Below are 13,645 nucleotides of genomic sequence, written 5' to 3'. Positions count from 1 at the left end.
TCACTGTGAAGGACTCTCATGATCGAACTGAAACATTTACGGACGCTGCAGGCTCTGCGCAACACCGGCTCTCTGGCGGCCGCCGCGGCCCAACTCCATCAGACGCAATCGGCCCTGTCGCATCAGTTCAGCGATCTGGAGCAGCGTCTGGGCTTCAAACTGTTCGTTCGAAAAAGCCAACCGCTGCGCTTTACCGTGCAGGGAGAAATCCTGTTACAGCTGGCGGAACAGGTACTGCCGCAAATCCAGCAGGCGTTGCAGGCGTGCCACGAGCCGCATCAAACCACGCTGCGCATCGCCATCGAATGCCACAGCTGCATTCAGTGGCTGACGCCCGCGTTGGACAACTTCCGCCAGAGCTTCCCGCAGGTGGTGATGGACTTTAAGTCCGGCGTCACTTTTGATCCGCAACCGGCGCTGCAACAGGGGGAGTTGGATCTGGTGCTGACCTCAGACATCCTGCCGCGCAGCGGCCTGCACTATTCGCCGATGTTTGATTTCGAGGTGCGTCTGGTGCTGGCGCCGGATCACCCGCTGGCCGGCAAACTGCAGATTGAGCCGGAAGATTTGAGCGATGAGACGCTGATGATTTATCCGGTGCAGCGCCAGCGGCTGGATATATGGCGTCATTTCCTGCAACCGGCCGGCATCAGCCCGGCGCTGAAAAACGTCGATAACACCTTGCTGCTGATCCAGATGGTGTCGGCACGGATGGGGATTGCGGCGCTGCCGCATTGGGTAGTCGAAAGTTTTGAACGCCAGGGGCTGGTGGTGACAAAAACCCTGGGCGATGGCCTGTGGAGCCGCCTGTATGCCGCGGTACGCGACGGCGAGCAGCGCCAGGCGGTGACGGAAGCCTTTATCCGCTCAGCGCGTCAACACGCCTGCAATCACCTGCCGTTCGTACGCGACGCTGCGCGCCCGGGCACCCTCACCGCCAGCATCAAGCCGCTGTCTTCACAAGCCTGATTTTGCGGGCTGCCTGCGCTTGGGTAGCCCGTGGTTTCAATTAACCGGCTTTGGCGCCACCCAGCGGCGGTGCACCCACAGCGAAGCGACAATCACTGCCCCGCCGATAATAAAACTCGGCCAGTGCGGTTGCTGCTGCCAGATAGCCAAATTCACCAGCAACCCGGCGGGCACGTGCATGTTATTCATAATGCCGAGCGTCCCGGCATCCACCTGCGTTGCACCGTAGTTCCACATGAAATAGCCCAACCCGGAAGCCACCACGCCCAGCCACACCAGAATACCCCATTGCAGGTTAGTGGTCGGCAACTGTTGCGGATTACCCCACAGACACCAAGCGACCACCGCGACCACCAAGGCTCCGAGGTAGAACCAGGAAAACGCCGTATGTTGCGGCAGCGGGTGCACTTCCATCAGGCGCTTGTAACCGACCATGCCGATGGCGAAGCTGATATTCGCCGCCTGCACCAGCAACAGCCCCCACCAGAAATGCTCGCTCAATTGATGGTAACGGATGATCGCCGCGCCCAGTACCGCCAGCAACGCGCTGAACACATAGGCCCAGCGCAGGCGTTGACCGCTGATCAGGTCGTAAATCAGCGTGACGTACAGCGGCGTAAGCACGGTAAACAGCAGGAATTCCGGTACCGTCAGGTACATGTAGGCACGGAAGCTGAACAGGTACATGATGCCCAATTGGCAGGCGCCCACCAGCATGTACATCAGGATCACTTTCGGTTTGATATTGCGCCAGCGCAGGAAAGGCAGGAAGACCAACGCCGCCAGCCCGATACGCATCAGCACCGAGAACCAGCTGTCGACCTGGCCCGCCAGATATTCGCCAATCAGGCTGAAAGAGAACGCCCATAAGACGGTAGTAATTACCAGAAGCAGCACGTCGGGTTCACCCTAAACAATCAGAAAAGGCGATTGTAACGGAAGGCGAAATGCTGCGTGATGAAAAGGCGGTTTACGGCTGTGCAAAATATAAACTTTTCGGCAATTTTTCGCCGGTGGGTTAGGCTTAATTAAAAGCGAGGATAAATATCATGAAAAGTTATCGTATTCTGTATGGCCTGCTGTTGCTGTCCGGGCTGGCAACGGCGGCCAATGGCGTAACCGAGCTCAGTTCGCAACAGCAGTTCCTTAACCAGCGCAATCAGCAGATGCAGCAGCAACGCATGCTGAATAACCAACAGTTGGATCAACGCCGCCGGCAACAACAGCAACAATTCGACGACAATCAGCAAAAGTTGCTGCGAAATGCGCCAAACGGCGGGCAATTGCTGCCAAACGGCAACCAACCGCGCAATCCGTTTAACCGCACGTCACCGACGGTGCCGCAAACGCAGATGCCCGTTACACCCGCACGCCCATAATGGTGAGTATCAGCGGCGTAGTGACCGCCGCCAGCGCGGTGGACATCACCAGACTGGTGGCGGCCGGGCCGGTAAGCACGTTGAACTGGCGTGACATCAGGTAAACATTGACCCCGACCGCCATTGAACCCAACAGCACCACCACGCGGGTTTCCATTGGCGGCAGGTCCATCATCCAGGCCAGCAGCCAGATGATCAGCGGCTGGACGATCAGCTTGAAGAAACACATGGCGCTGCTCAGTTGCCACCCTTCGCTGATACGATATTCCGCCAACCCCATTCCCAGCACCACCAGCGACAGAGGTGCCGCCACCTGGCCGAGCATACTGACCGGCTGATCGACAAACGTCGGCAACGGCAGCCCGGTCAGGCTAAACAGCGTACCTGAGAGAATGCCGATAATCAGGGGATTGGTGAGCACGCTGCGCGCGGTTTTGATAAAGCCGTGCAGGGTGGGCGAGCCGTTGCGCGCCCATTCGATCGAGAGGGTTACCAGCGTCCAGAGGATCAGCCCGTTAAATACCAGCACCAGAGCAACCGAAGGGATCGCTGCCTCACCCAACATCACGCTGGCGATCGGCAGGCCCAGCATCACGTTATTGGAGAAAATCCCCCCCAGCGCGAACACCGAACCGGATACCCCATCCAGTTTAAACATCCGACGCGCGGTGATACGGCCCATCACGAACACGATCAGGCAACTGCCGAAAAAAGCGATCAGCAAGCGGGCATCCATCGCTGGGCGTTGCGAGAAATCGCACATCATGCGAAATAACATGGCGGGCAGCGCCAGGGAGAAGACGAAACGGGTCAAACCGTCGGTGATGGTGGCCGGCCACTTACCCCAGCGGATAAGGCCATACCCCAGCACGATCAGAACAAATAGCGGCAAAGACAGCGCTATCTGGTGCCACAGAGAAACAATAAAGACAGACATCACATCCCTTCCGTTAGCGCGGCGGCAAGGGGCTGACGTCGCAAAAATCAACAGGCGCCGGCAAATTCACGGGCGCAGCAGACTGCGCCCGTAGCAACGGAGGTTTATTCGTTGGGGAAATCCGGGCCGATTAAATCTATCCGGTCGGTACAAATACAGTCAACGCCCCAGTTCAGCAACAGACGCGCACGCACCGGCTGGTTAACGGTATACACCAGAATGCGCAGGCCGGCCGCCTTCAGCGCCGCGACCCGCTCAGCGGTCAGCTCTTTATGGTTGATATGCAGCGACACGCAACCCAGCCGCTCTGTCAGCGCCTGCCAGTTGTCATCCCATTCATCCAGCAACAGGCCGCGCGGCAGGTCCGGCACCGTACGCTGCGCCGCCTCAAGCGCCTCAACCGAGAACGAAGAAAGCAGCGGCTCGGTCTGGCCTTGCCACAACAGCCGTGCTGCCAGCGCCACTACGCGGCCGGTTTCATCGTCAGTGCCGGTGGTGGGTTTGATTTCGATATTCGCCATCATGCCGTGCTGCTGACAGCGTTCTGCTACTTCCAACAGCAACGGCAGACGCTCGCCCTTGTAGGCGGAGTTGTACCAGTTGCCGGCATCCAGCTGCACCAGCTTGTCCCAGGGCAGCTCGCCCGCCACGCCCCAACCGTCGCTGGTGCGATCGAGGGTATCGTCATGCAACAAAAAGATCTGCCCGTCCTGCGCCAGCTTGACGTCGAACTCAATCATTTTGTGGCCGTGCCGCGCGCCCACGTCGATCGCCGCCAGGGTATTCTCCGGTGCCAGGGAACCACCGCCGCGGTGGGCGACGATATGAGGATAAGGCCAGGCTGTGGTCATTGTTCCATCCGTAATCCGCTGTTTGAATCAAAAAAGTGCAGCGCCTGTGCAGGCAGTTGCAAATATAGCGTGCTGCCCGCCGTCGGCATAGTTTCATGCGACAACCGCGCAATCACGCCGTGGCCGCCCCATTGCCCGTGCGCCAGATTATCTGCGCCCAGCAGCTCCAGCGTTTGCAGCTCCAGCGGCACGCCGCCTTGTTCAAGGGTGGTCAGTTGAATATGCTCCGGACGGATGCCAAGCGTCAACGGGCGGCCGCCCCACTGTGTTTTGGCCTGAGGTAAATTCAGCGTCATCCCGCCGGCCAGCAACAGTTGGCTGCCGTCGGCGCTCAACGTGCCGGGCAGCAGGTTCATCGCCGGAGAGCCGATAAAGCTGGCGACAAACAGCGACGCCGGGCGCTGGTAAACCTCGCTCGGGGTGCCAATCTGTTCCGCTACGCCCTTGTTCATCACAATCACCCGCTGCGCCAACGTCATCGCCTCAACCTGATCGTGCGTGACGTACAGGCTGGTGGTTTTCAGCCGGCGATGCAGCTGCTGCAATTCCAGGCGCATCTGCACGCGCAGCTTGGCATCCAGATTGGACAAAGGTTCATCGAACAGGAATACCGCCGGTTCACGCACAATGGCGCGCCCCATCGCCACCCGCTGGCGTTGCCCGCCGGAAAGCTCGCGCGGCTTGCGCTGCAACAGCGGCTCCAGCTCCAGAATGCGCGCGGCTTCTTCCACCCGCTGCTGGATATGCTGTTTACCGAAGCCGCGAATTTTCAGGCCGTAGGCCATGTTGTCGTACACGCTCATGTGCGGATACAGTGCGTAGTTCTGAAACACCATCGCGATGCCGCGATCTTTCGGCTCCATATCAGTCACCCGCTGGCTGTCGATATAAATATCGCCGCTGGTGGTGCGTTCCAGCCCGGCGACCATACGCAGCAGCGTCGATTTTCCGCAGCCTGAAGGGCCGACCATCACGATAAACTCGCCGTCCGCCACGTCGAGATCGATTTGCTTAATCACCGGCGTTTTACCGTCGTAGGATTTGGTGACTGCCTGTAGTTTTAAACCTGCCATGTGAACATTTCTCTCGTTACTTCTCGCTGTCGACGAGACCGCGCACAAACCAGCGCTGCATCAGAAGAACCACCGTCAGCGGTGGAATTAAGGTCAGAATCATCGCCGCCATTACCTGATTCCACTGGGTCGGCGCGCCGGAGGTGGAGATCATGCTCTTGATGCCCGCCACCGCGGTCCCCATCGAGGCGTCGCTGGTGATCAGGATCGGCCACAGGTACTGGTTCCAGCCGTAGATAAAGGTGATGACAAACAGCGCCGCCAGATTGGTTTTCGACAGCGGCAGCACGATGTCCCAGAAAAAGCGCATCGGCCCGGCACCATCGATACGCGCCGCTTCCAGCAGCTCATCCGGCAGCGTCATGAAGAACTGGCGCAGCAGAAAGGTCGCGGTCGCCGAGGCCATCAGCGGCAACGTCAGGCCGGTGTAGCTGTCCAGCAGGTTCAGGTTGGAGATCACCTCCACCGTCGGGAAAATACGCACTTCTACCGGCAGCATCAGGGTGAGGAAAATCAGCCAGAAAAACAGGCTGCGCAGCGGAAAACGGAAATACACGATGGCGTAGGCCGACAGCACCGACACCAGGATTTTGCCGAAGGTAATCGCCAGCGCCATGATCACGCTGTTCAGCAACAACAGCGAGAACGGCACCTTGAGGTTGCCCACGCCGCCCTGCCAGATATTGCGGATGTTTTCCCACAGATGGCCGCCCGGTATCAGGGTCATCGGCACCTGAAACACCTGCTTATCGTCCAGCGTAGCGGCGACAAAGGCCACGTACAGCGGGAACAGCACCACCAGCACGCCGATAATCAGCATTACGTGGCTGAAGATATCCAGCCCGCGTCGGTTCTCAATCATTGGTAGCGCACCTTACGTTCGACAAAGCGGAACTGGATCACCGTCAGGCCAATCACCAACAGCATCAGGATCACCGACTGCGCCGCTGAGCTGGACAGATCCAGACCGGCAAAGCCTTCGCGGTAGATCTTGTAGATCAGCGTGGTGGTGGACTGTACCGGGCCGCCGCCGGTGGCGGCATCAATCACCGGGAAAGTATCGAAGAAGGCGTACACCAGATTAACCACCAGCAGGAAGAAGCTCACCGGGGTGATCAACGGCAACACCAGGTTGAAGAAACGCCGCACCGGGCCGGCGCCGTCGATAGCCGCCGCTTCCACCAGCGAACGCGGGATCGATTGCAGCGCCGCCAGGAAAAACAGGAAGTTATAGCTGATTTGCTGCCACACAGAAGCCAGCACCACCAGGAACATCGCCTGCCCGCTGTTCTGCGCGTGGTTCCAGTTGTAGCCCAGTCCGCCAAGGAAATGGGTAATCAGCCCCAGGCCGGGGTTAAACAGGAAGATCCACAATACCGCCGCCACAGCGGGGGCCACGGCGTAGGGCAAGATCATCAACGTCTGGTAAATCCGGCTGCCGCGCAGCACGTAATCCACCAACGCGGCGAAGAACAGCGACACCACCAGCCCGATACCCGCCACCAGGAAGCTGAAAACCAGCGTGGTGTAAAAAGAATCGAGGTAGTACGGATCCTGGAACAGTTGGCTAAAGTTATCCAACCCGACGAACTGGCTGGACAGGCCAAAAGGATCGAGGCTCTGCACCGAATACCACAGCGCCTCACCGGCGGGCCACAGGAAGAATATTGCGGTTATCAGCAACTGCGGTAGCACCAGCGCATAGGGCAGCCAGCTGCAGCCAAAACCGGGACGATCTGAGCTCATAATCAGGGACTCATGAAGGCAAAAAACGGGTGACTCAAAGCAAGGCGTCGCGAGCAAAGCCAGCCTGGGTGCGGACAGCGCACGGCTCCCGGAGCGGACACAAAGTCCATGAGGAGAGCGAACACTGTCCAATCCCAGGCTGGCGAAGCGCAGTAGCCGTTATTACTTGGTCTGGGACTCGAAGCGACGCAGCAACACGTCACCGCGTTGTACGGCAGCGTCCAGCGCCTGCTGTGGCGTTTTCTTGCCGGTCCACACGCCTTCCAATTCTTCATCCACCACGCTGCGGATCTGCGGCATATTGCCCAGACGCAGGCCCTTGGTGAACGGCAATGGCGGCTTGTTCAGCATCTGACGCGTCGCAACGTCGGCGCCCGGGTTCTTGTCATAGAAGCCCTGCTGCTTGGTCAGATCGTACGCGGCGGTGGTAATAGGCAGGTAACCGGTTTTCTGGTGCCATTCGGCGGCAATTGCCGGCTGCGTCAGATACTGCAGGAACTCGGCTACGCCTTTGTAGGTGGCGGTATCTTTGCCGTTCATCACCCACAGGCTGGCGCCGCCGATGATGGCGTTCTGCGGCGCATTCTTGGCGTCGGCGTCGTAAGGCATCATGCCCACGCCATAGTTGAATTTGGCATAGTGTTTGATGTCCGCCAGCGAACCGGAAGAAGCGGTAGTGATGGCACAGTCGCCGCTGTAGAACTTCTCGGTCGATTCGTCCTTACGACCGAAATAGGTGAAATCACCCTTCTTGTTCATGTCCGCCAGCAGTTGGATATGCTTGACCTGCAACGCTTTGTTGAACTCCAGCTTGGCATTCGCACCGCCGAAGCCGTTGTTTTCGGTAGCGAACGGCACACCGTGCCAGGCGCTGAAGTTCTCGAGCTGGATCCAGCCCTGCCAGCCGCTGGCGTAGCCGCACTTCATGCCGGCCTCACGCAGTTTGGCGGTGTCCGCCGCCAGCTCTTGCCAGGTTTTTGGCGGCTGATCCGGGTTCAGGCCGGCTTTTTTGAAGGCATCTTTGTTGTAATACAGCACCGGGGTGGAGCTGTTGAACGGCTGGGACAGCAGATGGCCGCTCTTGTTGTCGGTGTAGTAACCGGCCACCGTCGGCACGAACACCGATTCGTCAAAGTTGATGCCGGCGTCTTTAAACACCTGGTATACCGGTTTGATCGCTTTGCTCGCCATCATGGTGGCGGTGCCCACTTCGTAAACTTGCAAAATCGCCGGCGCCTTGCCGGAACGGTAAGCCGCGATACCCGCCGCCAGGCTCTGTTCGTAGTTGCCCTTATAAACCGGAACGATTTTGACGTCGCTGTGCGACTGGTTAAAGCGGTCCGCCAGGGAATCCACTTCTTTCCCCAGTTCACCTTCCATCGAATGCCAGAACGGGATCTCGGTCGCCGCCAGTGCCTGAGTGCTGACCGCCAGGGTCAACGCGACGCACAGCGTAGTTTTGCGAATAGCGTAGGTGAGCATGCCTAACTCCTGAAAAAGCGGGTGTAATAAGCGCGTGAGCGAAAAGAAACAGTTTTTTGTTCGGAAGTTAACATGCCATGCTCGGATGACAGAAAAATAACTAAAAAATGACAGCGAAGTGACAGAGAGGTGAAGTGCAGGTTGCGGTTTGATGTCGGCGACGAGGCATTTTCCCCCGCCGCCGCGGGGATTACAGTGAACGACGCAGGCGGGCGACCGCTTCTTGCATCTGTTGCTCAGTGGCGGTGGCGAACGACAGGCGGAAGGTTGAACGATCCGGGTTATCGGAGAAGAAATATTCCCCCGGCACGAACACCACACCCTGTTGCAGGGTGGTTTTCAGCCATTCTGTGGCGTTGAACGGCTGACGGAAACGCGCCCACAGGAACATACCGCCCTTCGGCATATCAAAGGTGATGTGTTCGCCCAGCTCTTTCTCCACCAGCGCAGCCAGGATCTCGCCCTTTTGCTTGTAAGCGGCGCGGATCTTTTCGATCTGCCCCGGCAGACGATCCAGCCCCAGGTAGCATTCGACGATGCTCTGCGACAGCGCGCTGGCGTGCAGATCCGCCGCCTGCTTGATGATCGCCACTTTATGCAGCAGGAACTCAGGCAGAATAGCCCAGCCCAGGCGCAAGCCCGGCGCCAGGATCTTGGAGAAGGTCGAGGTGTAGATAATGTTATCGGTATGACCCAGCACCTGCTGCGAAACCTGATGCAGCGTGGCGTTGCGCTCTTCGGTAAAACGCAGCTCGCCGTACGGATCATCTTCGATAATCAGGAAATTGTGCTCGGCCGCCAGTTTCACCAGCAGTTCGCGGCGCGGTGCGCTCAGCGTGAGGCCGCTTGGGTTGCCAAAGTTCGGCACCACGTACACGCCCTTGATGCGCTGGGTTTTCAGCAGTTCGGCAAGCTCTTCAACCACCATGCCGTCGCTGTCGGATGACACCGACATGATGTTGGCTTCCGCCAGTTCCAGCGTCTGCAGCGCCGCCAGATAGGTCGGACGCTCCACCACAAACACGTCGCCTGGATTGACGATAGCGCGCATCACCAGATCCAGCGCCTGCTGGGAACCGGCGGTCACCATCACTTCTTCTGCCGTGGCGACGACGCCGCGCTCGGCGCACAGCTCGCAAATGCGTTCACGCAGCAACGGGCTGCCTTCGGTCAGGCCGTACTGGAAGGCGCTTTTCGGCTGTTCGGTGATCGCCTGATGGGTAGCAATACTCAGCCCTTCAAAATCAAACAGGGCATCAGAGGGGATGCCGCCCGCCAGCGAAATGACGTTTTCCATCTTACTGTGCTTGAGCAATTCGCGGATTGCCGAGCTTTTTACGTTGACGATGCGCTGCGCGAGTAACCCTTCTGTCTTCATTTCTTATTCTCGTAATCGTTATAAATTTTGTAGGGGCAGGGTACACGGCGACCAAGTGACTCGGGCGACCCTATTCGCCCCCACAGGGAAGTGAGTGCAGCCAACAACGCTGTAGCCTGAAAGACGACGGGTATTTAGCCGCCCAGATACGCCGACCTTACTGCTTCGTTTGCTAACAATGCGGCTCCCGTATCTTCCAACACCACGCGCCCGTTTTCCAGTACATAACCGCGATCCGCCAATTTCAGCGCCTGATTGGCGTTTTGCTCCACCAGGAAGATGGTCATGCCCTCTTCACGCAACTGCTGAATAATGTCGAAAATCTGCTGGATGATGATCGGCGCCAACCCGAGAGACGGCTCGTCGAGCAACAACAGCTTCGGCTGGCTCATCAGCGCACGGCCGATCGCCAGCATCTGCTGTTCACCGCCGGACATGGTGCCGGAGCGCTGGTTGCGGCGTTCCAGCAGGCGTGGAAACAGGCCGAACACCCGCTCGATACGTTCCTGGTACTGATGACGATCGGCAAAAAAGCCGCCCATCGCCAGGTTCTCTTCCACCGTCATGCGCGAGAACACCCGACGCCCTTCCGGCACTATCGCCACCGCCTCACGCATAATGCGCGAGGTCTGCCACTGGGTAATATCCTGGTCGAGGAAGGTAACGCTGCCTTCGGTGGCGCGCGGCTCACCGCACAACGTGCCGAGCAGCGTGGTTTTACCGGCACCGTTGGCGCCGATCAGGGTGACGATCTCGCCCTGCTTGATGTTCAGGCTAACCTGATGCAGCGCCTGGATTTTGCCGTAATGGGCGGAAACCTGATTAAATGACAACATAATTATTCGCCCAGATAGGCCCGGATAACGTCCGGGTTGTTACGAATTTCTGCCGGGGAGCCCTGCGCCAACGGCGTGCCCTGATTCACCACATAGATACGATCGGAAATGCCCATCACCAGCTTCATGTCGTGCTCGATCAGCAACACCGACACTTTATGCTGGTTGCGCAGCTCAACGATCAAGTGGTCCAGCTCGTCGGTTTCCTTTGGGTTCAGGCCCGCGGCGGGTTCGTCCAGCATCAGCAGTTCCGGGCGGGTCACCATGCAGCGCGCAATCTCCAGCCGCCGCTGCTGGCCGTAGGCCAGATTGCCCGCCGAACGGTTAGCCATCTCGAGCAGGCCAACCCGTTGCAGCCACACGGATGCACGTTCCAGCGCATCGGCTTCGGCACGGCGGAAGGCTGGGGTTTTCAGCAGCCCGGCGAATACGCCGCTTTTCAGGTGCTGATGCTGGGCGACCAGCAGGTTCTCGATCACCGTCATTTCGCGGAACAGCCGCACATGCTGGAAAGTGCGCACTACGCCCATACGGGCAATCGTCTGGCCAGGCAGCCCTTCCAGATGGCGATCGCGCAGTTTGATGGTACCGCCAGTGGGGCGGTAGAAGCCGGTCAGGCAGTTGAACACCGTGGTTTTTCCCGCGCCGTTCGGGCCGATCAGCGAAACAATTTCGCCTTCGTTCAGCTCGAGCGCCACATTATTCACCGCCAGCAGGCCGCCGAAACGCATCGACAGCCCTTCAACTTTCAACAGAGGTTGCGTGCTCATGCCTGTTCCTCCTTGCCGGCCGTTTTCAACTTCAGCTGCGGGCGCTTCATCGGCAGCAGTCCTTGCGGCCGCCAAATCATCATCAACACCATCAATGCACCCAGCAGCAGCATGCTGTATTCGTTCAGATCACGCATCAGTTCGCGCGACACTACCAGCAGGATAGCCGCCAGGATCACCGCGAACTGCGATCCCATGCCGCCCAACACCACAATCGCCAGCACGAAGGCCGACTCGACGAAGGTGAAGGACTCCGGGCTGACAAAGCCCTGACGCGCGGCGAACAGCGTGCCGGCAAAACCGGCGAAGGCGGCGCTGATGGTAAAAGCGGTCAGTTTGATTTTGGTCGGACTCAGGCCCAGCGAGCGGCAGGCGATTTCGTCTTCACGCAGCGCTTCCCAGGCGCGGCCCAATGGCATGCGCAGCAAGCGGTTGATCACAAACAGCGTCAGCACCACCAGCAGCAGCGCCACCAGATACAGGAATACGATGCGATCGCTCGGATCGTATTTCAGGCCGAAGAAATTATGGAAGGTATCCCAGCCGCCGTCACGCGCGCTGCGGTTGAACTCCAGCCCGAAAAAGGTCGGTTTCGGGATTTGGCTGATGCCGTTCGGCCCGCCGGTGATCTCGGTGTTGTTCAGCAACAGGATACGTACGATCTCGCCGAAGCCCAGCGTCACAATCGCCAGGTAGTCACCGCGCAAACGCAGCACCGGGAAACCGAGCAGGAAACCGAAGATGGCAGTGACGATGCCCGCCAGCGGCAGGCTTTCCCAGAAGCCGAGGCCGTAATAGTGATTCAGTAGCGCGTAGGTATAGGCGCCGATGGCGTAGAAGCCGCCGTAACCCAGCACCAGCAGGCCGGACAGCCCAACCACCACGTTCAGACCCAAGCCTAGCATCACGTAGATCAACGTCAGGGTGGCGATATCCACCGAGCCGCGCGACACCAGAAATGGCCAGGCGATCGCAGCGACAATCATCGCCGCCGCCAACAGCTTCTGGCGTGGGGTAGTGCCGTCAAAGCTCGGCAATACAAAAGAGGGGCCGGAGAGTTTTTTCAGCCCCTGCTGCATCAGCGGGCGCAACAGTTGGAAGAAGAAAACGATGACGCAGCCGATGCCGATCCACATCCAGCGCACTTCCGCCGCACCGTGGACCACCAGCTTGGTACCGTCCAGGCTCAGTTGCATCCCCATCAGGAACGACGCCATCACAAACAGCACCACCGAGGCTATCAGCGCGTTAAGCAGATTGAGTTTCATACCTTCTCAACCTCCGGGCGCCCAAGAATGCCGGTTGGCATGATCAGCAACACCACGATCAGCAGCGCGAAGGACACCACGTCCTTATATTCGGTGCTCAGGTAGGCTGAGGTCAGGGCTTCTGCCACCCCCAGCACCAGGCCGCCGATCATCGCGCCGGGAATGCTGCCGATGCCGCCCAGCACCGCCGCAGTAAAGGCTTTCATCCCGGCCATAAAGCCGATGTACGGGTTGATTACGCCGTAGAACTGACCAAGCAGCACGCCGGCCACCGCCGCCATCACGGCGCCGATCACGAAGGTCAGTGAAATCACCCGGTCGGTATTGATGCCCAACAGGCTGGCCATCTTCAAATCTTCCGCGCAGGCGCGACAAGCGCGGCCCATGCGGGAATAACGGATAAACAACGTCAATGCCAGCATCGCCAGGAAGGTGACGACCCAGATAATCAGCTGCATGGTGCTGATGGTGGCGGCGAAGCCATTGCTTTCACCCAGCACCCACTGGCCGGTTACCAGGCTTGGCAACGCCAGATCGCGCGAGCCCTGCGTCAGGCTGACGTAGTTTTGCAGGAATATCGACATGCCGATGGCGGAAATCAGCGCTATCAGGCGCTTGGAGTTGCGCACCGGCTTGTAGGCCACCCGCTCGATGCTCCAGCCGTAGGCGCTGGCGATCACGATCGACACCAAAAACGCGGCACCAATCAGCAGCCAGCCGACGTCGATACCGAGCATCATCAGGGCGGCGATAACAATAAAGGAGACATAGCTACCGATCATATACACCTCGCCGTGGGCGAAGTTGATCATGCCGATAATGCCGTAGACCATGGTGTAACCGATGGCGATCAATGCATAGGTGCTGCCCAACGTGACGCCGTTGAACATCTGCTGCAGAAAATAGAGAACCTGCTCTGACATACTCTGACCCTTGGCTGCGCTGTATAGCAAACC

General features: G+C 58.8%; 14 protein-coding genes. 2 read left to right on the top strand and 12 right to left on the bottom strand.

Annotated features, from left to right (window positions below; translation table 11 throughout):
* Positions 1-18 precede the first annotated feature (18 nt).
* The gene (gene metR, locus JEM67_RS01510; RefSeq protein ID WP_199636485.1) at positions 19-969 is read left to right on the top strand and encodes an HTH-type transcriptional regulator MetR; all 951 of its coding nucleotides are present in this window, start codon (positions 19-21) and stop codon (positions 967-969) included.
* A gap of 36 nt (positions 970-1,005) precedes the next feature.
* On the opposite strand, the gene JEM67_RS01505 is transcribed toward metR, so the two are convergent.
* On the bottom strand, positions 1,006-1,866 hold the full coding sequence (locus tag JEM67_RS01505) for a carboxylate/amino acid/amine transporter (protein WP_126479676.1): 861 nt from the start codon (positions 1,864-1,866) through the stop codon (positions 1,006-1,008).
* Between the two features lie 152 nt (positions 1,867-2,018).
* On the opposite strand from JEM67_RS01505, the gene JEM67_RS01500 reads away from it, so the two are divergent.
* A complete protein-coding gene (locus tag JEM67_RS01500) occupies positions 2,019-2,348 on the top strand; it encodes a hypothetical protein (RefSeq protein ID WP_013811095.1) in 330 nt (109 codons plus the stop codon).
* On the opposite strand, the gene JEM67_RS01495 is transcribed toward JEM67_RS01500, so the two are convergent.
* The 11 genes from JEM67_RS01495 to livH form a co-directional block, all read right to left on the bottom strand.
* A complete protein-coding gene (locus JEM67_RS01495) occupies positions 2,329-3,285 on the bottom strand; it encodes an AEC family transporter (protein WP_199636483.1) in 957 nt (318 codons plus the stop codon). The genes JEM67_RS01500 and JEM67_RS01495 overlap by 20 nt on opposite strands.
* A gap of 104 nt (positions 3,286-3,389) precedes the next feature.
* The gene (gene ugpQ, locus JEM67_RS01490; RefSeq protein WP_199636481.1) at positions 3,390-4,136 is read right to left on the bottom strand and encodes a glycerophosphodiester phosphodiesterase; all 747 of its coding nucleotides are present in this window, start codon (positions 4,134-4,136) and stop codon (positions 3,390-3,392) included.
* Complete coding sequence (locus tag JEM67_RS01485) at positions 4,133-5,209, bottom strand: sn-glycerol-3-phosphate import ATP-binding protein UgpC (RefSeq protein WP_073440527.1); 1,077 nt, start codon at positions 5,207-5,209, stop codon at positions 4,133-4,135. Before JEM67_RS01485 ends, ugpQ begins: the two co-directional genes overlap by 4 nt.
* A 16-nt stretch (positions 5,210-5,225) precedes the next feature.
* Positions 5,226-6,071, bottom strand: a complete 846-nt coding sequence (gene ugpE, locus JEM67_RS01480; RefSeq protein ID WP_013811091.1) for a sn-glycerol-3-phosphate ABC transporter permease UgpE — start codon at positions 6,069-6,071, stop codon at positions 5,226-5,228.
* Positions 6,068-6,955, bottom strand: a complete 888-nt coding sequence (ugpA, locus tag JEM67_RS01475) for a sn-glycerol-3-phosphate ABC transporter permease UgpA (protein WP_199636479.1) — start codon at positions 6,953-6,955, stop codon at positions 6,068-6,070. The genes ugpE and ugpA overlap by 4 nt, the downstream gene beginning before the upstream one ends.
* Before the next feature lie 162 nt (positions 6,956-7,117).
* A complete protein-coding gene (gene ugpB / locus JEM67_RS01470) occupies positions 7,118-8,437 on the bottom strand; it encodes a sn-glycerol-3-phosphate ABC transporter substrate-binding protein UgpB (protein ID WP_199636477.1) in 1,320 nt (439 codons plus the stop codon).
* A 190-nt stretch (positions 8,438-8,627) separates the two neighbouring features.
* Positions 8,628-9,815 carry a PLP-dependent aminotransferase family protein gene (locus JEM67_RS01465; protein ID WP_013811088.1) on the bottom strand — a complete coding sequence of 396 codons (1,188 nt, stop codon included), beginning with the start codon at positions 9,813-9,815 and terminating at the stop codon, positions 8,628-8,630.
* A gap of 134 nt (positions 9,816-9,949) precedes the next feature.
* Positions 9,950-10,651, bottom strand: coding sequence for a high-affinity branched-chain amino acid ABC transporter ATP-binding protein LivF (gene livF, locus JEM67_RS01460; RefSeq protein ID WP_013811087.1), 702 nt, complete (start codon positions 10,649-10,651; stop codon positions 9,950-9,952).
* Between the two features lie 2 nt (positions 10,652-10,653).
* Entirely contained in the window at positions 10,654-11,421 is a 768-nt protein-coding gene (livG, locus tag JEM67_RS01455; RefSeq protein ID WP_013811086.1) for a high-affinity branched-chain amino acid ABC transporter ATP-binding protein LivG, read from the bottom strand.
* Positions 11,418-12,689, bottom strand: a complete 1,272-nt coding sequence (locus tag JEM67_RS01450) for a high-affinity branched-chain amino acid ABC transporter permease LivM (protein ID WP_199636475.1) — start codon at positions 12,687-12,689, stop codon at positions 11,418-11,420. Before JEM67_RS01450 ends, livG begins: the two co-directional genes overlap by 4 nt.
* Positions 12,686-13,612 carry a high-affinity branched-chain amino acid ABC transporter permease LivH gene (gene livH, locus JEM67_RS01445; protein WP_004950984.1) on the bottom strand — a complete coding sequence of 309 codons (927 nt, stop codon included), beginning with the start codon at positions 13,610-13,612 and terminating at the stop codon, positions 12,686-12,688. Before livH ends, JEM67_RS01450 begins: the two co-directional genes overlap by 4 nt.
* Between the last annotated feature and the right edge of the window lie 33 nt (positions 13,613-13,645).

Source organism: Serratia sp. PAMC26656 (assembly GCF_016469055.2).
Classification (GTDB): domain Bacteria; phylum Pseudomonadota; class Gammaproteobacteria; order Enterobacterales; family Enterobacteriaceae; genus Serratia; species Serratia plymuthica.
The sequence above is the reverse complement of the archived record's forward strand: the minus strand, read 5'-3'. Positions and strand labels throughout refer to the sequence as shown.